At 46.6% G+C, this 19,249-nt stretch carries 19 protein-coding genes and 2 tRNA genes; 12 read left to right on the top strand and 9 right to left on the bottom strand.

What is annotated here, in order from left to right; translation table 11 throughout:
- Position 1 precedes the first annotated feature (1 nt).
- Positions 2-1,477: an anthranilate synthase component I gene (gene trpE / locus HZB61_14180; protein MBI5057756.1), complete on the bottom strand. Its 1,476-nt coding sequence runs from the start codon at positions 1,475-1,477 to the stop codon at positions 2-4.
- 103 nt (positions 1,478-1,580) lie between these two features.
- Here trpE and HZB61_14175 point away from each other — a divergent pair.
- Both HZB61_14175 and HZB61_14170 read left to right on the top strand, forming a co-directional pair.
- Positions 1,581-1,655 (top strand) — tRNA-Gly (locus HZB61_14175).
- A gap of 96 nt (positions 1,656-1,751) precedes the next feature.
- Positions 1,752-1,823, top strand: a tRNA-Cys gene (locus tag HZB61_14170).
- A 6-nt stretch (positions 1,824-1,829) separates the two neighbouring features.
- Here the strand turns inward: HZB61_14170 and HZB61_14165 are convergent.
- The 5 genes from HZB61_14165 to HZB61_14145 form a co-directional block, all read right to left on the bottom strand.
- Positions 1,830-2,855, bottom strand: coding sequence for an efflux RND transporter periplasmic adaptor subunit (locus HZB61_14165; GenBank protein MBI5057755.1), 1,026 nt, complete (start codon positions 2,853-2,855; stop codon positions 1,830-1,832).
- Between the two features lie 47 nt (positions 2,856-2,902).
- Positions 2,903-3,595, bottom strand: coding sequence for an ABC transporter ATP-binding protein (locus HZB61_14160; protein ID MBI5057754.1), 693 nt, complete (start codon positions 3,593-3,595; stop codon positions 2,903-2,905).
- A gap of 120 nt (positions 3,596-3,715) precedes the next feature.
- Positions 3,716-4,849, bottom strand: coding sequence for an FtsX-like permease family protein (locus HZB61_14155; protein ID MBI5057753.1), 1,134 nt, complete (start codon positions 4,847-4,849; stop codon positions 3,716-3,718).
- A 98-nt stretch (positions 4,850-4,947) separates the two neighbouring features.
- Positions 4,948-5,496, bottom strand: a complete 549-nt coding sequence (locus HZB61_14150) for a hypothetical protein (protein ID MBI5057752.1) — start codon at positions 5,494-5,496, stop codon at positions 4,948-4,950.
- Between the two features lie 39 nt (positions 5,497-5,535).
- The gene (locus HZB61_14145; GenBank protein ID MBI5057751.1) at positions 5,536-6,639 is read right to left on the bottom strand and encodes a hypothetical protein; all 1,104 of its coding nucleotides are present in this window, start codon (positions 6,637-6,639) and stop codon (positions 5,536-5,538) included.
- 443 nt (positions 6,640-7,082) lie between these two features.
- On the opposite strand from HZB61_14145, the gene HZB61_14140 reads away from it, so the two are divergent.
- The 10 genes from HZB61_14140 to HZB61_14095 all read left to right on the top strand — a co-directional run bounded on the left by HZB61_14140 (position 7,083) and on the right by HZB61_14095 (position 15,836).
- Entirely contained in the window at positions 7,083-9,227 is a 2,145-nt protein-coding gene (locus tag HZB61_14140) for a transglycosylase SLT domain-containing protein (protein ID MBI5057750.1), read from the top strand.
- A gap of 94 nt (positions 9,228-9,321) precedes the next feature.
- Positions 9,322-9,855, top strand: coding sequence for an NYN domain-containing protein (locus tag HZB61_14135; protein ID MBI5057749.1), 534 nt, complete (start codon positions 9,322-9,324; stop codon positions 9,853-9,855).
- Positions 9,856-10,032: 177 nt separating this feature from the next.
- Positions 10,033-10,302, top strand: coding sequence for a cell division protein ZapB (gene zapB, locus HZB61_14130; protein MBI5057748.1), 270 nt, complete (start codon positions 10,033-10,035; stop codon positions 10,300-10,302).
- A 3-nt stretch (positions 10,303-10,305) separates the two neighbouring features.
- Positions 10,306-10,572, top strand: a complete 267-nt coding sequence (locus HZB61_14125) for a cell division protein ZapA (protein ID MBI5057747.1) — start codon at positions 10,306-10,308, stop codon at positions 10,570-10,572.
- Between the two features lie 72 nt (positions 10,573-10,644).
- Entirely contained in the window at positions 10,645-12,141 is a 1,497-nt protein-coding gene (gene lysS, locus HZB61_14120; protein MBI5057746.1) for a lysine--tRNA ligase, read from the top strand.
- Positions 12,142-12,143: 2 nt separating this feature from the next.
- Complete coding sequence (locus HZB61_14115) at positions 12,144-13,367, top strand: lipoprotein-releasing ABC transporter permease subunit (protein MBI5057745.1); 1,224 nt, start codon at positions 12,144-12,146, stop codon at positions 13,365-13,367.
- An 82-nt stretch (positions 13,368-13,449) separates the two neighbouring features.
- Positions 13,450-13,710, top strand: coding sequence for a hypothetical protein (locus tag HZB61_14110; protein ID MBI5057744.1), 261 nt, complete (start codon positions 13,450-13,452; stop codon positions 13,708-13,710).
- 95 nt (positions 13,711-13,805) lie between these two features.
- The gene (locus HZB61_14105; protein MBI5057743.1) at positions 13,806-14,474 is read left to right on the top strand and encodes an ABC transporter ATP-binding protein; all 669 of its coding nucleotides are present in this window, start codon (positions 13,806-13,808) and stop codon (positions 14,472-14,474) included.
- Positions 14,475-14,554: 80 nt separating this feature from the next.
- The gene (locus HZB61_14100; protein MBI5057742.1) at positions 14,555-15,412 is read left to right on the top strand and encodes a sensor histidine kinase; all 858 of its coding nucleotides are present in this window, start codon (positions 14,555-14,557) and stop codon (positions 15,410-15,412) included.
- Positions 15,413-15,416: 4 nt separating this feature from the next.
- Positions 15,417-15,836, top strand: a complete 420-nt coding sequence (locus tag HZB61_14095) for a hypothetical protein (protein MBI5057741.1) — start codon at positions 15,417-15,419, stop codon at positions 15,834-15,836.
- An 84-nt stretch (positions 15,837-15,920) separates the two neighbouring features.
- On the opposite strand, the gene HZB61_14090 is transcribed toward HZB61_14095, so the two are convergent.
- From HZB61_14090 to HZB61_14080, 3 genes are all read right to left on the bottom strand, one after another.
- Positions 15,921-17,345, bottom strand: coding sequence for a sigma-70 family RNA polymerase sigma factor (locus HZB61_14090; GenBank protein ID MBI5057740.1), 1,425 nt, complete (start codon positions 17,343-17,345; stop codon positions 15,921-15,923).
- 267 nt (positions 17,346-17,612) lie between these two features.
- The gene (locus HZB61_14085; protein ID MBI5057739.1) at positions 17,613-18,134 is read right to left on the bottom strand and encodes an HIT domain-containing protein; all 522 of its coding nucleotides are present in this window, start codon (positions 18,132-18,134) and stop codon (positions 17,613-17,615) included.
- 306 nt (positions 18,135-18,440) lie between these two features.
- The gene (locus tag HZB61_14080; protein ID MBI5057738.1) at positions 18,441-19,214 is read right to left on the bottom strand and encodes a uracil-DNA glycosylase; all 774 of its coding nucleotides are present in this window, start codon (positions 19,212-19,214) and stop codon (positions 18,441-18,443) included.
- Positions 19,215-19,249 lie beyond the last annotated feature (35 nt).

Raw genomic sequence — 19,249 nt, 5'->3', positions numbered from 1 at the left:
CCTACAATTCTTTTTCCGCCATCTCTATGGCCTTGAACATGCCTTTTGCCTTGTTAACGGTTTCCTGATATTCTTTTTCGGGATCAGAGTCGGCCACAATTCCAGCGCCTGCCTGAATATAGGCCTTCTTGTCTTTAAAGATTATCGTCCTTATTGTTATGCACATATCCATGCTGCCTGAAAATCCGAAGTATCCTACAGAGCCTGCATACGGCCCGCGTCTTGAGGGCTCCACTTCTTCGATGATCTCCATCGCGCGTATCTTCGGCGCGCCTGTCACTGTGCCTGCCGGGAATGACGCCCTGAGCACATCGAAGGCGTCATGGTTGTTCCTCAGCTTGCCGACGACATTTGATACGAGGTGCATGACATGGGAATATCTCTCTATCGTCATCAATTCAGTGACCTTTACGCTGCCGGTATCCGCGACCCTGCCGACGTCGTTTCTCCCAAGGTCGACAAGCATAATGTGCTCGGCTATCTCCTTCGGGTCGGCCTTAAGCTCCTGCTCCATGGACAAATCTTCTTCCTTTGTATGGCCCCTTCTTCTTGTACCCGCGATCGGCCTTAACTCTATGTCATCATCTTCAAGCCTGACCAGTATTTCGGGTGAAGACCCGACAAGCGTACACTTCCCGGTCTCAATGTAATACATGTATGGCGAGGGATTGATAACACGTAACGCCCGGTACGCGTTTATCGGCGGGATCTCCGTTTCCCTCTGGAAGTTCTGAGATATCACTGCCTGAATGATATCGCCTGAGTGAACATATTCCTTTGTCTTTTCCACCGCCCGCTTGAAATCGTCTTTTGAAAAGTTTGACGAGAAATTTGTTGTCTGCTGCGTTGATTTGTCCCGCGGCGTCCTCTTTATAACCGCCATAGACTGCAATTTCTTAACTATGGCGTCAATCTTTGCCTCTGCCTTTTCATATGCCTCTTTTGCGTTGCCTTCTATGTGGGCGTTTGATATTACTTTGATCTTATGTGTCAGATTGTCGAAGACCAGCAGTGTATCGGTAAACATCAAAAAAATATCCGGGAGATTAAGTCCCGTGTGATGTCTGTCAGGAAGCTTTTCAAAATAACGCACAGTGTCATATCCGATATATCCGACAAAGCCGCCGTAGAACCTCGGCAGCCCCGGCATACTGACCGGTTTATATTTTTTCAATTCTGCCGAGATCACTTCAAGAGGGTCCTTCACGAAAGCGGCTTTCTCTTTTTGACCGCCACTGCTGATCGTCAGGCTTTTCCCTTTGCCTTCTATTATCATGGACGGATTGCTCCCGATAAAGGAGTACCGGGCCCATTTCTCTCCACCCTCAAGGCTTTCGAGAAGGAAGCCTGTTTTCCCTTTTAATTTGAGGAACGCAGACAACGGGGTTTCAAGGTCCGCAAGTATCTCCTTGTAGACCGGGATGAGGTTGCCTTCCAGCGATTTCTTTTCAAATTCGTTAAAATCAGGATATAGCATATTGACAAGACTCTCTTTTTTTCATTACTATGTTAGTTGTCTATTATAGACGATTTGAGTTAAGAGTGGTAGGGGCGTATTGCAATACGCCCTTCTTTTAATTGCGGGTGTAGCTCAGTGGTAGAGCACAACCTTGCCAAGGTTGGGGTCGCGGGTTCGAATCCCGTCGCCCGCTCCATTAAAAAAAGACGACAGATTACAGAAGAAAGAACACAGACTGAAAATACAAAAATTTTTTCTGTGTTCTGGCATCTGTCTTCTTTCTTCTGAATTTGGCGACGTACCCAAGTGGCAAGGGAGAGGTCTGCAAAACCTTTATTCAGCGGTTCGAATCCGCTCGTCGCCTTCACTTTTACCTCGGCACAATCTTTACATCCACCGTCATTCCCAGCTTGAACGGCGTCTTTTCTTTTGCGGCTATCTTAACCGATATCACTTTCATATCTACATTCTTTGCGGGATCGTTCGGTTTTACTTTTCTCGCGCCTACGTACGCCGAGATCTCCTTGACCTCCCCGTAAAAGATCTTCCCCGGATATGCCTCTGATGTTATCTCCACAGGATATCCGGGCAGGATCCTGCCGATATCAGTCTCATCCACCTCCGCGTTTATCCATGTCTTCTCCACGTCGGCGATGGCGACCAGCGCGATAAGCATCTCCTTGCTTATCATCTCACCCTGCTGAAGATATTTGCGGATGACAGTCCCTGAGATCGGGGCTTTTATATATGTTTTCTCAAGGAGCTTTTTAAAATAATCGACATTTGCTTCAGCGCGCTTCACGCTGTCCTCATTTAGCTTCAAAGTCTCCTGCTTCGGCCCTTTTTTCAGGAGCCGCTCTTCCTCTTCAGCCTCCTTGACTCTTGCTTCAGCAACTCTGAAGGCCATTTCTTTTTCATCATATATCTCTTTAGGTATCAAACTTTCCCTGAAAAGCTCTTTATGCCTTTGAAGACTTAGCGTTGCATATTCCATGTCGGCGACAGCAGCGGCAAGCGCGGCAGTCGCCTTTTTGATCTCCTCTTCCCTTGACCCTGATGCCACTTCACTCAGCCTTGATTTTGCCACTTGCAATTCAGCCTCTGCCTCTTTCAGTCTGGCATCAAGGTCTTTGTTCTCAAGCTTTGCTATCAATTGGTCCTTTTTCACCTCATCGCCCTCATCTACGTAAAACTCCGCTATTCTTCCGTCTATCTCGCTGCCCACCTCCACTTCGTAGCCCGGCATCGCCTCAACTTTTCCTTCCGCGGCAACGTATCTCATGGACGTGGTCTGAGGGACATCAGTCTTTGATTTCTCATTTTTGCTTTTTGAAAAAATTACATACCCCGCGATCACAAGACATATCAGCACTATCGCTGGAACTGTTTTCTTCATGGCTTATGACACCTCTGTCTATCCTTGGGCGAGGCATCGCCTCGCCCCTACAAAATAATTTTACCGTCTTCTAAATATACAATCCTGTCGGCTATCGTCTCCGCCTTCGGGTCGTGGCTCACGATAACTATCGCCTTCCCGGCCTCTTCCGACAATTCCCTCAAAAGCTTAAGAACATCAAGCCCGGTCTTTGAATCGAGATTTGCGGTCGGTTCATCCGCAAGGACAATTGGAGGGTCTCCGGCCAGGGCCCTTGCCAATGCCACCCTCTGTTTTTCCCCGCCGCTCATATCAGCAGGATAAAAATTCGCCCTCTTTGCAAGCCCGAATCTTTCTATAAGCCTCAAGGCCTCAGACTGTATCTTCCGCTTGTCGTGTTTTTTGAGGCGCAGTATCAACCCCACGTTATCAACCGCGGTGAGTGACGGGAAAAGATTGAACGACTGAAAGACAAAACCGAAGTATTGCTTCCTGATGTCAGGAAGGACATCGTCACAAATGAGAGGCGGTCCTTCACCCCCGCTGATTGTTTGACTGTCTACAACTACCTCGCCATTTGTGGGGCGCAGGATACATCCCATTATTGAAAGCAATGTTGTTTTCCCTGAGCCTGACGGCCCCATGATAAGAAGCACCTCCTGCCTTTTCAGAGAAAGTGTCACCGAGTCCACCGCAACCACCTTATTATCTTCCTCTCCATAAATCTTAGTGATATTTTTCAATTCAAGTATCGGCGTCATAATCATTTAAATAATAAGTCCACAGATTACTCAGATTTACGCAGATTTTCTATAAAGCCTTTACCCGATCTGTGCAATCTGCGAAATCTGTGGATGTATTGTTCTTTGTATTATTAACTTTCACGTCCTGAACACCATCACCGGATCCAGTGTCCTCACTTTTCTCACGGAAAAATAAGCGGACAAAAAACATGTCAGGAGAATTATAAAAAACAACGCCAGAAATAACCCGGCGCTTAAATACAGGCTCACCCCTGCCCTTTCAATTCCGCCCCGCGCGAGAATGATGATCATTGATCCGGCCGCGTAACCGATAACGGCGTTTATGCTGACCTGTCCGAAGATGACCTGATATATATCGCTGTTCTTTGCTCCCAGCGCCTTGAGCGTCCCAAACTCCCTCAGATGCTCCATGGTGTTTGCATACACCGTCTGCCCCACAATCGCTCCGCCAACGATTAGTCCCAGAATTGCGGTAAGAAAAAATCCCATCCCCATCCCTGTCTGCACAGTCCAGTACATGACGGTTTTAAAAATAAAATCTTCTTTTGTCAATACGTCATTGTCCTTCATTGTCGCCCTCAGTGCCTCGACGACCTCTTTGATCTTTTCCCTGTCCTTCAGCTTCGCGACTATATACGACGTCTCATTCTGGCGCACTGTTCCCGCGAAAAAGTTCTGCGCCTGATTAAATGACATAAACACTATCGGCGCGGTGGTGAAACTCCTTATGCCCTCGGAGAGACCCACAAGCTTGAACATCTTCTTGTTTAATTCCCATAACGTGCCCTCCTGCAGGGTCCCTGTCCTCTGCTCCGAGGTCTTGTCTATTATCATGTATCTGCCGCCTTTTACTTCAGAGGCGCTCCTGTTATTCAGCATGTTCCACGGGGCTCCTGCGCCTGTGTCGGGGTTGAAACCAATTATCTGCACCTGTTCCTGCCCTCCGTTAGCCAACTTTAAAAAGCCCCATGTAAGTATGAGCTTGTCAGCCCTCAGTACCTCAGGCAATGCCTTTACCCTGTTGATCCTTTCTTCGGGGAAAGGATTTGTAAAGTCGAAATTCTGGACATTTTTGGAAGTTATCCAGATGTCTCCGTCGATATGCCTGATTATGCCTGTGGCGTTTCCCATCAGGCCGAAATACATTGATACCTGTGTAAGCGAAAGGACCGTGGAAAATATTATCCCGATAAGGGTGATGATAAGCCTCCCCTTCTCATGGAAAAGCGTCTTCAATGCCAGCCACAGCACCACGGCCTCCTATAACCAACAAAGTAACGGGTAACAAGTTACGAGTTAAATCTTCGACCTTCCGGACACTCGTCACCCGTTAGTCGTCACTCGTTACTTTAAAGTTTAAATACCTGGAGCTCTTCATTGATCTTCGCGACAAGTTTTTCAACGTCAGGATTTGCCGTTCCTTTATCTGCCCTAACGAGGGCCTCAAGCTCTTTCGCTGATTGCCTGACCGTATCTACTTTGTTTCTGAGGCCCTCTATGCAATTATTAACAGCGTCTGCGAGGTCTCCGGCCTCATCGCCTTTCCTCAACTGAAATTTAACGGTGAGATCGCCGCGGCTTACCTTCTCTCTTATGTCACGCTCAATCCTGAACAAAGGCCCGGCGATCCTGATCGGGAAGAAAAGCGCTATAGTCGCGGACAGCATAATGGTGAAAAACAGCGACATGCCCACCGCCGGAAGGAGAAAGTCCAGGAAGTTCTTCGCGTGTATGTGAAACTGGCGGTAGCTTTCACCGATCTCCCTGTCGCTGTATAAATAAAAAACGAAAGCCATAACCACGGCGGCCAGTACGGACAATAAAAAAATATTGAAAAAAATGCGCAACTGCATCCGCCTGTTAACAGAAAAATTCAAAACACTCCGCTGGTTCTTCATGCTCACGGCGCCTCCCTTTATAATAATTTCATTTCATTGTTAGAAACCCATTATATGGCACTTGATGCACATGTCTTTCCTGTAATCAAATCTGGCAAAATACGGGCTGTCTCCACCATGCGGGTAATGGCAGGTAACGCAAGTGACAACCCCGCCTTCTATAGTAGGCATGTCCTCAGGCGTCCTGAGCCTGGGCCCGTGCGCCTTTACGCCGACAGGATGGGAGGCGCGCGGCGGATGGCATTTGTTACACGCATCTATCATTGAGAACCTTGCCTGCGTAAGCCCGTTGCCGTGTTTGTCGTCTATCTTTTGCACTTCAGTACATGATACAACAAGCTCACAGGGTTTGTTTATAAGGACCCTCAGGTAAAATCCTTTTCCCCCTGACTTGAATACCTTTGCATAGGCTATGACAGGAGATACTTTATCCTCCTGGCCCGTAATGTCAGGATTGGAAAATCCGCTGGATGTATCAAGGACATATTCTTCCGACCTCAGCACGTTGCCGTCAAGGTCTCTTGAGATTACACTAAAAGTATATCTGTACTTATGCTTTAACCCTTCCAGCGCTATTTTATGTTTTTTGGTAAAGGTATTGTCAAAGGTTGATCTTCTTGAATACTTGTCTGCCGCCTTATATTCAATCTCTGAAGTTGCAAAATTGTCGGTGTCCCATGAAATGACCGCACGGACAAATAAACCTTTCCTGACCTCCTCAATCTTTACTCCTGACAGTTGATTGATTGATAAGGTCTTCCCCGGGTATTTCCAGACTTCTTCAGGCGCGATACCCACAAAGACAGACTCGCTGCTCTTTTGCCCCGGACCAGAGGCTGACACCTTCACCTGATATTTTTTATCATCGCGGAGTTCGTCCAGATACAGGATGTTCTCCCCTTCAAGCGCCGGGAACCTCGAACTGCTTTTTCTTTGAGCTTCAGGATCCGGAAGAATGTGGCATATTTCACACTTGTCTCTTGCCACGCTGTGCTGATAGCGGCTGGAATTTGCCTTAACATATGCTTTTTCATGGCACCTCACGCATGAAGGCACCTCTAATTCCTGCCCTGATACAGCGGAGTTAATGAGCAAAGTCAGGATAAAAAGTATTGACGATAAATATAAAAAAACTCCAGCCATGCGAGTAACCCTCTATTGAACAAACACTATTTAGAGTCAGTTCATAAACTCGAACATTGAATCGTCATTCCCGCAGTTCGTTGAGCGGGAATCCAGTCTTCTTAACAGGTTCTGGATGCCCGATTACAGACTTCGGGCATGACGAAATTAAAAACTTGCAATTTATGGACAGACACTGTTCAGCGCCTTAATAGTAGAGATAAAATGCAGCAGAAAGTTCCGTTATGAAAGTATTGCCAGAATATATATTTATTTAGACCTTGCCCCGTCTGTTTCTAATTAACTTTACTGCTGCTTAGATCTCTAATTTTGTTAATTTGTTATTCGGCCGGCTTCATATGATTCTTTAGCACATTTTCATTGAAAAATCTAATCTCCGCATTACCCGTCCCTATTGTTAAGAAAAGATATTTAGGCTAATATAATTTATGTACTGGTGGTTTATGAGAAGGCATGTTTTCGCACTTTCTTTTATTCTCCTCTGCTTCATCCCCTTTGCCGGTAACGCTTCCGAATTAAGACCAGACGGCACCAAAGATTCGCAACTGCATCAGCTATCAAGCGGGCCGGAAAGCCGGATTAATAACGCAGTCCACCTGATCAATACTCATTCTTATAAAAAGGCCGAAGAGGCGCTGCTTGGAATTGTCAATAATAACCTCCCCGAAAAAGAAAAGGCCGTATTCCTGCTTGGCAGGCTTTACAAGGAAGAAGGTTCTCCGGCAAAGGCTGAGAGTTATTTCATTAAAGCGGCTGATGCTTATCCGCTGCTAAGAGATTACTCGCTCAGCTCTCTGGTAGACATTTACATGTCTGCCGGGAAACATGAAAAAGCCCTGGAAGCCGCGCGCCGGATTAAAAACAATCTCCTGCTGCAATATGCGAAACAGTCTGAAATAAAGTCATTGCTTGAATTAAAAAGAAAGGCGGAGGCGAGAGAGGCGCTTGCTCAATATGTTGAAGCTTATCCTTCCGACTGGGATTACAAATTGACCCTCGCAGTACTGCTGAAAAATGACAGTGAAACTGATCAGGCAGTCCGCGTTTTGAAAGAGATCTATATCAATGCCGTGCCTTTATCCAACAGCGCGTTAAAGGAACTGGTCCTGCTCAAAGCCGATACCTTTACCAAGGACGAAATATTAAAAAGGGCCGACAAGCTTTTTGAGAAAAACAACTTTCAGCGCGCTGAGACAGAATATCAGAAGGCGCTGACGATGTGCGCTGATTTCGAGAGCGCCAAGATCATGCTTTCAATAGGCATGTGCCAGTTCAGGATGAAGCGCTATACCGATTCCTCCAGGACCTTCGGCCTGATCAATACACCCGAGGCGCTTTACTGGCAGGCGCAGGCATTCTACAGGATGGACGACAGGGCCGGGTTTGAGAAGATAAAAAATTTGTTCGAAAAAAACTATCCTGATGACGACAGGCTCGGTCTTTTGCTGATAATGGAAGGCGAAGATTTCAGAAGAAAGGAAAAGTTCAGCGACGCCGGGAAAAGCTTTAAGCAGGTGCTGGAGAAGTTTCCCTCAAAGGCGGAAGATGCCTTATGGGGGCTCGGCTGGATGAACTACACGTCGGGCAATTACAGCAGCGCGTATAATTATTTTTCGCAGCTCGCCGTCAATGAAAAAAACAGCGACTATTACAAGTATCTTTACTGGAAGGCAAGAAGCCATGAAAAAGCTGCCGAGGAGTGTTTGAAGCACAAGGTGTCTTTGCAGGTGACCGGCGGTAATGAGCTGTGCGACGGGGAAGGCAAAGACTTTTTCGACGGGCTTCCTGCTGACAGGAGCTTTTACGGCTATCTTATTAAAATGCGCTCTTCAAAATACGTGGCGCCTGAGAGGGTTGAAGTTTCAAAACCCTCCCGGCCCTCAGGGGAACTGTATGAAAGAATAGACGCCCTGGCATCGCTTGGCATGAGAGATGAAGCGGTGAACGAAATAGTTGATTCTCTAAAGCGCGATAAAAATAAAAACGACTTTATGTATCTCGGCCATGTGGCGATGGAGCTCGGCGAGTACAGAAAGGTGATCAGTCTTGCCGAAAAAGAGACTGACCGGGAATTCCTGCCCTTCTCATATCCTTTCGGTTTCGGCGACACCATAGAAGAGGCCGCCGGCCCAAGGAACGTGGATAAATATCTTGTGGCGGCGGTGATAAGGGAAGAGAGCCGGTTTGATCCGAAGGTGGTTTCATGGGCAGGAGCAGTGGGACTTATGCAGCTGATGCCCGCTACCGCATACAAGTTAAAGAAGGACATAAAACTCAGCCTGAAAGACCGTTCAGAGATCCACGATGTGAAAAAAAATATCCTGATGGGGACACACTACCTGTCGCAGCTTATCAGGCAGTTCAGGGAAATCCCCCTGGCGCTCGCGGCTTATAACGCGGGAGAGAACGCCCTAAAAAAATGGATGACTAAATACGGCAGGGACGACCTTATCGAATTTATCGAAAACATCCCGTACAAGGAAACAAGGTTCTACGTGAAAAAAGTATTGAAGAGCTACTGGCGCTACCGCAGCATTAACGGCCTGCCGATCGAAGATTCTCAAATAGTCGCCCAGGGAAAATCGTAGGATACCCCGCTTGATTATCACGTCCCTAATTTGGTCTCAGATATCTGCCCGGAAAATTTTAAAACATAATTTTTATTTTGCGGTATAATATCGCATGGAAAATATTCTTATCAACCAGTCGGTAGCGATCCTTTGCGACGGCAACAACATCGAGCGCAGCATCCATGACCTCTCACAGACGAAAAACGCGATGATCAATTTCGACAAGCTGATCCCGAAACTGCTCAACGGAAGGGGGTTGAACAGGCTGCTTTATTTCCGCGAAGGCAAGGCCATTTCCTCCAAGTTCGCTGAAAGGCTTTACGAAAACTATTACGGCTCTGTTATCCCGTGTCACAAGTCAGCGGATATCCCGCTCTCAATAAAGGCGACCCAGCTCTCTTCAAAGGTCGACACCATCATTATTATGTCGGGAGATTCGGATTTTGTGGACCTGGTCACTCACCTGAAGGGGGAAGGCGTAAGGGTGGAGATTGCCGCCGTAAGGAAAACAGCCGCCCATATATTAATTGAAGAAGCAGACCATTTCCATGAGATAACAGTGGAAGACTGCTTTATATACAAGACACCCGGCAAAGCCCCTGTCAAAAAGAGATTCAGGACTGCGGAACATCATAATCAGCCTTGAAATTAAGACGGGAGATCCGGCTTCCCTTAATAAAAAAATCATCTCCTGTTTCAGCTTCAAACTTCGGCTCTTTACTTCTTAACTGCTTTTTAACAGGGTTTACTTTTTAGTCTGATTTTGATAATTTACATGCTGATGCAACAGGGTCTGTTTAATTATTCTAAGGAGGGCACATCTGTGGAAAAGATACAGATGCTTGAGGAGAAGATCACGAAGGTGGTCGACAAAATCAAAGCGTTAACAGAAGAAAACGACAAGTTGAATGCAAAAATCACCAAACTGCATGAAGAGCTGGCGGAGAAAGACGAAGAGATCTCTTCTATCAGGCGTGAACTGAAAAATTCCGATATTCTCAAGTCAGACATAGAGAAGCTTACCGGCGAGCGTGAGACCGTAAAGTCTCAGTTGGAGAATTTAATAAGAGAGCTTGAGTCAGTGGAGATTTAGTTTATGCAGTCCGTTGAAGTCCAGATACTGGGCCAGAGCTACTCGATAAAGACCGACGAAAACGAGGCCTATATAAAATCTCTGGCAAAATATGTTGACGAGAAGCTGAAAGAAATATACAGCGTGGCCCCCAACATAAACCAGTCAAGGGCGATGGTCATGACGGCGTTCGGCATCACCGACGAGCTTTTCAAGCTCAGGATGGAGCTGCAGCACATAGACAGGATGATCGAGGAAAAGACAAAGATCCTCTCAGGTTTTCTTGAGTAGTTAACAGAACGACTTTAAAATCTCTGGGGATTTTTTCCCATTTCCCACACTTAATTTATTGAAAGGTGAACATTGGACGAATCTAACGAATTGATACAGGAGAGGTTGAAGAAACTCGGCAGGCTTCGTGACGCGGGCCTTGAGCCTTATGGAAAACCCTTTACCGCAGCTGACAAGGCGTCAGACATTGTAAGTAAATTCGGGGCGCTTAGCAAGGAAGAGCTTGAGCCGAGGAAAGAAAAATGCGCGCTTGCAGGCCGCATGATCTCCTTCAGGGATTTCGGCAAGACGGCCTTCGCCCACATCCAGGACGCCACGGGCAGGGTGCAGGTTTATTTCTCAAAAGAGATCATCACCTCCAACCCGGACATATTCAAGAATCTCGACATAGGAGACATTGTAGGAGTAACCGGGCAGTTGTTCAGGACCAGGACCAATGAGCTTACCGTTAATGCCGACAGTCTCACACTGCTATGCAAATCCCTCAGGCCTCTTCCCGAAAAATGGCACGGCCTGAAAGATATCGAAACCCGCTGCAGGCAGCGTTATGTGGACCTTATCGTCAACCCCCACGTAAAAGAGCTTTTTCTCAAACGCAGCAAATTGATAAAGGCCCTCAGGAATTATTTTGACGAGAGGGGCTTTATAGAAGTCGAAACTCCCATGATGCACCAGATCCCCGGCGGCGCTACCGCGCGTCCTTTTAAAACTCACCACAATGCGCTGGGGCTTGACCTCTACCTCAGGATAGCGCCTGAGCTTTACCTGAAGAAACTCCTCGTCGGAGGGTATGATAAAGTCTATGAGATCAATAAAAATTTCAGGAACGAGGGGATATCCTCGAAACACAACCCTGAATTCACCATGCTCGAATTCTATATCGCCTATGAGGATTACAACTTCCTGATGAATTTTACCGAAGAACTGCTCCCGTATCTCTGCAAAGAAATAAACGGCGGGCTTCGCGTGCCCTTTGGCGAGGGCGCTGATCCGGCGGAAGAGGTGGTAATTGATTTCACCCCTCCATGGACCAGGATCAGTATGGTTGACGCTATGTCAAAAGAAGGTGTTGATCCCGCAGTCTTTAAGGATGTGGAAAAGGCGAGACAATTTGCGCTCGATAACAAGATTGACGTTGACAAAAAAACCACGCACGGCAAGATACTCGATGAGATATTCAAAGAGAAGGTCGAGACGAAGCTTATACAGCCCACCTTTATTACCGATTATCCTGTTGAGCTTTCTCCTCTTGCAAAAAGGAGAAAAGACAACCCTGACCTTGTGGAGAGGTTTGAGCTTTTTATCGGCGGCAGGGAAATCGCCAATGCCTTTTCAGAGCTCAATGACCCCGCTGATCAAAAGGGCAGATTCCTGGAGCAGGTAGAGGCGCGCAAACAGGGAGACGAAGAAGCAGGGTTTATGGATGATGATTTTGTCAGGGCGCTGGAGTACGGTATGCCTCCCGCGGCAGGCGAGGGGATAGGGATCGACAGGCTGTTAATGCTTCTGACGAACACATCCTCAATCAGGGACGTAATCCTGTTCCCGCAATTAAAACCTGAACAATGAACCTGCCCTATCAATTCTTTATAGCCTTCCGTTATTTCAGATCAAAAAAGAAGCACAGCGGTATCTCCATCAACACTGTAATATCAATCGCCGGTGTCGCGCTCGGCGTTATGACCCTTTTAACGGTGCTGTCCGTCATGAGCGGTTTCCGCGAAGACCTTCAGGACAAAATCCTCAAGACCAACGCTCATGTTGTAGTGCAGAGCTACGAGGGGAATATACGTGATTTTGAAACAGCCAAAAAGAAGATAGACAAGATTGACGGCGTTATTGCCTCATCGCCTGTTGTCTACGGGCAGGTAATGCTGAGGTTCGGCAGCAGGGCGTCAGGGGTCGTCATCAGGGGCGTTGACCCTGACATTGAAAAAGACACTACAGACATTCTTAACAAACTTAAATCAGGCAGCGTTGACAGCCTGAGGAAAAGCGAAGGGGTCCCTGGAATTATAATCGGCAGGGAGCTGTTAAGAAATCTCGGTTTATTTGTCGGCGACGAGATCGAAATGGTCTCTCCCATCGGGGAGATCGGGCCCCTGGGCATGATCCCCAAAATGAAGAAATTCAGGATCGCCGGTTTTTTTGAGGCCGGCATGTTTGAATATGATTCAAGCCTTGCTTTTATCAACCTTGGCGTTGCCCAGGACTTCTTGGGATTGCGCGGCGCGGTCACCGCTATTGAGATCAGGACGGACAATCTTTACAACGCCGGGACCACAGCCGGAAAGATTGACAGCACGCTCGGACTCCCTTATATCGCGAGGGACTGGATGCAGATGAACAGGAACCTCTTTTCAGCTCTCAAGCTCGAAAAGATAGTGATGTTCATAATCCTTACCTTGATAATCCTTGTGGCGTCTTTCAACATTATCAGCAACCTCATCATGATTGTTATTGAAAAAGCGCGGGAGATTGCTATAATGAAGACAATGGGCGCTACCAGCAAAGGGGTCATGTCGATTTTTATGATCCACGGACTGATCATCGGGATCACGGGAACGGCTGCCGGAGTTATTGGCGGATATACACTGTGCGAGCTTCTTAAAAAATACAAATTCATCAACCTCCCCCCGGATGTGTACTATCTGAGTTATCTGCCGGTCAAGATGAGCCTGTTTGATTACATCATTGTCCCGGCAGCGGCGGTCCTGATCAGCTTCCTTGCCACTGTTTATCCTGCCTGGCAGGCGGCAAAACTGGACCCAGTTGAGCCGTTGAGATATGAATAATGCGGAATGCAGATCAAAATAAAAGAGCACCGGAAACCTGTTTTAAATATTTTACCCTCTGCATCCTGTAACTGGAGGCACAATGCTTAAAGGCTTTTTCAAACTCATAGCATTTACCCTGCTTGTGATTTTTATATCGATCGGGCTTGCGACGTGGAAAGGCGGCGAACCTTTCAGATGGCTTGGCAGACAAACTGTGGGTTTAGGCGAGACAATACAGGAATTCGGAAATTATGTGGATGATATAAAGGCTGGAAGCGAGGATGTAAAGAAGACATTTGACCTGATCAGGGAAGCCGTTTCCCCTGATCAGGAAAAAACAAAAAAGGATGACCAGCAATAATCTTGACAACGGCATTTGCCACGAATGCGCACGAATAAACACGAATGAATTAAACTTCGTGGCTGAAAAGCCTTTATTAAGTTTATATTAATATCATGGAACCGTTAATCAGCGTAAGGAATCTTAATAAAACATTCGCCTCTCCAGGCGGCAGGCTCAATGTATTGAAGGACATTACCTTTGATATTAACAAAGGGGAAATGACCGCACTCATGGGCCCTTCGGGAGTCGGCAAAAGCACGCTGCTTCACATACTCGGCACACTCGACAGGCCCTCTTCCGGGAATGTCCTGTACGAAGGCAAAGACGTCTTTGAGCTGAAGAGTGACGCGCTGTCGGATTTCAGAAGCAGGGTGATCGGTTTTGTATTCCAGTTCCATCATCTGATGCCGGAATTCAACACGCTTGAAAATACAATAATGCCCGCTCTCATCGGGGGAGTAAATCATAAAGAAGCGGCCGCGAAGGCAAAACAATTACTTGCCGATGTCGGGCTCTCCGGGAGGCTGTCGCACAAACCGGGCGAACTTTCAGGCGGCGAGCAGCAGAGGGTTGCCGTTGCAAGGGCGCTGATGCTGGACCCGAAAGTTGTGCTTGCTGATGAACCCACGGGAAACCTCGACACCCAGACCGGCGAGGAATTATTTGCCCTCCTTACGGAATTAAACAAAAAGGGGATAACCTTTATTATCGTCACCCATAACGAAACCCTCGCCTCTCAATGCGGAAGGATTTTGAAAATGAAAGACGGGATGATTATTTAACAAAAAAGATGAAGGCAGAGGGATGAAGAAGGGAATATTCCTTTCAATTCATCCTTCTGCCCTCGTCCTTCAAGGTTTGTATGACCCACCTCTCTGACGACACCTTTGAATTATTCCTTTCCGGTCTACTGAAGCAGGACACTATCGACCTGCGCGGAGTGACCTTCATCGACCCCTACGGCATGGTCGGCCTGCTTGAGGCCGGCAGAAACTTCTTGTTTAACGGCAATAGAAAAAGTTTGCTGCTGCCGGAATCCGAAGTGGTGCTCAAGTATCTTGAGCGGATGGATTTTTTTAAATTCGCGCGCAGCTATTTCAATCTCCTCCCTGAAACACAGGACATATCCGGTAAATATTTAAGGAGTTCCTTTTCGGATGTTCTTCTTGAAATTACGCCTATTGAGAAATCCGACGATATTCATTTTATCGTGGGCAGGGTAAAAAAGCGGGCCCATAAAATCCTTGAAAAGCATTTACACTACGATGAACGCGCCATCAACGGTTTTATCGTCGCGCTCTCAGAGGTGTGCCAGAATATCATTGAGCACAGCGGCAACACGGGTTTTGTAGGTATTCAGAAATATCGTTTTCAGAATATAAAAAAGAACATCGTTAAGATCGCGGTCATGGATCTGGGAATAGGTTTTAGAGAATCGCTTTCATCGAGGGTAGCCGTAAAGGATGACCTTGAGGCCATTGAAAAGGCCTTGCTGCATGGAGTGTCCAGGCACGAAGATATTGGAAGGGGACACGGACTCGCCGCAGTCCGGCGTTTTGTAAACGAATGGAACGGCAAGATCTCAATCCGCTCAGGCATGGCAAAGTGCTCGATAATCCCCGGCTGGGCACATGGGAAAGAAAAAGAAAAACATCTTGTCCCTTTCCCCGGAGCCCAGATAAATATAATGCTGCCCGAGGTTAATGGGGAGATTTTTTAATTGAATGAACATTAACAACAAACCACAAATCGCCCGTGAACTCAGGGAAGCATTTGAGGCTGTCGGGCCTTTCATACAAAAACACACTGCGCTGGTCTGTCCATTATGCGAGAAGGTCTGCTGCATAAATCAACACGGCAGGCATGATGAGAAGGACATGACCTTTCTTTCAGCTTTGAAGGTTGAAGCGCCATGCTTAGGACCTGACAGGAATGATGCTGACCCCTGCGGGTTTCTTAATGCTGAAGGATGCTCTATTGAACGCTGGATGAGGCCGTTCCGCTGCACGTGGTTTTTCTGCAACCCTTTGCTTGAAAGCATGAAAGGGGACGATGTTAGAGCTTACAGGAACTTCATTGGATCCTTCCAGCGGCTTGTATTGTTAAGGCAGGAGCTATTAAATTTACACTCAACTGACAGGTAAAATTTAAGCCATATTATCCGCAAACAATAAAAAAGGGAGCAGGAAAATCATCCTGCTCCCTTCACGTTGCTCTTGTGAAAATTATTATGAGCTGACCAGCGCTTTAAGCGCCTTGAGCCTGCTTGGGTGTTTCAGCTTTCTCAGGGCCTTTGCCTCGATCTGCCTGACCCTTTCTCTTGTTATATTGAGGTATCTTCCGACCTCTTCAAGGGTGTGGTCCCGTTCAGCGCCGATGCCAAACCTCATCTTGATGACCCTTTCCTCTTTTGGGGTCAGTGTGCCGAGGACTTTTTTGATGTAGCCTGATATTTCCTTGCCTTCAGCGTCCGTGTAAGGTGAAGGGCTATTTTTGTCTCCGATAAAGTCTTCCAGCTCCGTGTCCTCGTCACCTACCGGGGTTTGCAAAGCAATCGGGTCCTGAATGGCCCTGAAGACTTCTTCGACTTTTCTTGTCGCGACATCGAGCCTTTTTGCTATCTCTTCATCGGTAGGCTCTCGGCCGAGCTCCTGTGTAAGTTCTCTTGAGGCCTTTGTGACCCTGTTATAGAACTCCATCATGTGGACCGGCACCCTGATCGTCTTTGTCTGGTCTATGAGCGCCCTTGTTATTGCCTGTCTTATCCACCACGTGGCATATGTGCTGAACTTAAAGCCCTTCTCATGTTTGAATTTATCCACCGCTTTCATCAAGCCGATGTTGCCTTCCTGTATAAGGTCCAGAAGCGGCAGTCCCCTGCCGACATAGTTCTTTGCGATATTTACAACCAGCCTGAGGTTCCTGGTGATCAATTCATTTTTTGCCTCAAGCACAAAGGCCTGCGCCCTGCTCACCCTTTCCCATTTGTTCAACAGGTCTTCTACCCTTATTCCAACTTCACCCTCAATCTTTTTAAAGGCAAGCTGCACCCGGTTGGCAATGTCTTCCATTGCAGCCAATTTTACGACGTTGGGCTTTTTCTTGCTGCTTTCAGTTTTGATAAGATTCTTAAGCGATTTCAACGACCCGCCGTATTGTGACAATTCCCTCACGAAAACATTGGCCTTTCTTACCAGTATCTCGAGCCTGGTTAAAGTCAGATCCATGATCTGCAATGCCCGCTCATCTTCTTCGAGGACTTCTTCTTCACTTACGAAGCTCTCCTCCATCTTTTTCCATATCGGGAACGGCTGGATAATCTCCGTAATTATTGCTTTTCCTTCTTCAAGTTTTTTGGCGAGTTCAACTTCTTCGTCCTTTGTGAGGATGGATATGTCCCCCATTGAGTGGAAATATGCCTGGACAAGATCTTCTGTTTTTTCATACTCCGGGGCCTCTGCTTCTTCAAGTGGTATAGCCTGTTCTTCATCAACAATACGGACCCCCATATCACTGAGCAGGTCCATAAGGTCTTCTATCTCATCAGGGGTGAAAAACTCTGAGGGTAAAGCCTCATTTATCTCATCGTAAGTGAGGACGCCTCTCCTCTTGCCTACTTCAATTATCTCATCAAATATATCTTTTTCCTTCATATCTGCTCCCTTTTTGACACTTAACTTGTAAGTCTAACATAAATTATTTATAAATTCTATATTCTCACCCTATTAAGAATAAAACGTCTATATGTATATTTTAATCAGTGTATATATTTAAACGGATATTGGACGCTAAAGCTAAAATACCTTATTATTATGAATTTATTATGAATGTAACTTTCTCATATTTAATGCTTTTCAAGGTGAAATTCAAATATGGAGGAATTTGAAAATGGCGCACCTTAACTTATCGCTACCGGATAGTTATGGGCCGGATTTGACTCGCTTACCCCTCTTCCCCATAAAAAATTTAGAAAGCTTCTTGTACGTCTCTCCTAAATGCTCCGGCATCACCCTTGTTTCAGCAATGATCGGCATACTGTCTGTGTCGCCTGTCCAGCGCGGGACGATATGCAGATGCATATGTGATTCCATTCCGGCCCCTGCGACCTTGCCGAAATTAAGCCCCATGTTAAATCCGTCAGGGTTCATGGCTTTCTTCAGTATATCTATCGATTCTCTCACCGTCGTCATAAGCTCAAATAAAACATCATCAGCCAGTCCTTCAAATGTGGGGGTATGAAAATACGGTATGACCATCAAATGTCCATTGTTGTACGGATATTTATTCATCAGCACAAAACAATTTTTGCCTCTGTACAGTATCAGGTTCTTTTTGTCTCTGGCCTTGTTGCTTTCTTTTGAAATATCGCAGAACAAACAGCTCTTGTTTTTGTTTTCATCGAGGATATACTCTATCCTCCACGGCGCCCACAACCTTTTCATGAAGCCTCCTTCAAAGATGATTGCAATATAGGGGTCAGCAGCTATGGAGTTGACATCTTTCTACGTCAACCGACATAGAAAGATAGTATAAATTAACAGGAAAAGCAAGATGGGTTAAGAGTTTGATTAAAATGATTAACCCGGCAAAGCTGCCCGGATACTTTCTGGGCAATATTACGCCGTCCGCATTAACGGGCGACGTTTATCATTTGCCCGCTAAAAAAAACGCAGGGTGTTGGACCGGATGCAGCATGAATGTCCCCTCTCAGATTATGTTTGAATGTAAAAAGCCGCTCTATTTTGTAATTATGACTTCAACTTTTCAAGCACCTTTTGCATATCATCCCAGGTCAGCCATTTGTCTTTGGGATTTCTCAAAAGGTATGCGGGATGAAAAGTCGGCATAAGCGGGATGTCGTCGCGTTTAGAAAAATTTCCTCTTAATCTGCTTATGGGGGTCTTCACGTTAAGAAGCGCGTGAGACGCTACTTTGCCCAGGCTGACAATTACCTCCGGTTTAATTATCTCGATCTGTTTTTCAACAAACGGCCTGCATGTTGCGATCTCGTCCGCTTCCGGTTCCCTGTTATTAGGAGGCCTGCATTTTACGATGTTTGCTATATAAACCTCTCCGCGCTTCAGCCCCATTTTCTCGATCATTTTTGTAAGAAGCTGTCCCGCCTCTCCAACAAAAGGCCTTGCCTGAATATCTTCATCCCTGCCGGGGCCCTCGCCAATAAACATTAGTTTGGCATCCGAAGAACCCTCGCCAAAAACAATGTTCTTACGCTTCTGGCAAAGTTTGCATCTCTGACAGTCGCCAATCTCCTCGCGTAATTCTTTCAACGCGGACACCTTGTCACCGTGCGCGGAGACTTGAGGCCGGAGTGCAGGGCCTTTAATTTCGGATTCAGGATTTAAGATTTCGGAGGATGACTCCTGCACCTCTTCACTTTTGAACTTTTGAACTTTTGTGCTTTTGCTCTTCTGCGCTAACCTGACCGGCAGGTATTTAAACCCTAACTCCTCATAAAATTCTATTGCTCTTCCAAGCTTTCTTGCGATTTCAATCTTGCTCATAACAAACCCTTTAAAATTCTCAAGACGAGGGGCGT

Source organism: Nitrospirota bacterium, from assembly GCA_016214845.1.
In the GTDB taxonomy this organism is placed as follows: domain Bacteria; phylum Nitrospirota; class Thermodesulfovibrionia; order UBA6902; family UBA6902; genus SURF-23.
This window is presented reverse-complemented; position numbering and strand designations above follow the sequence as displayed.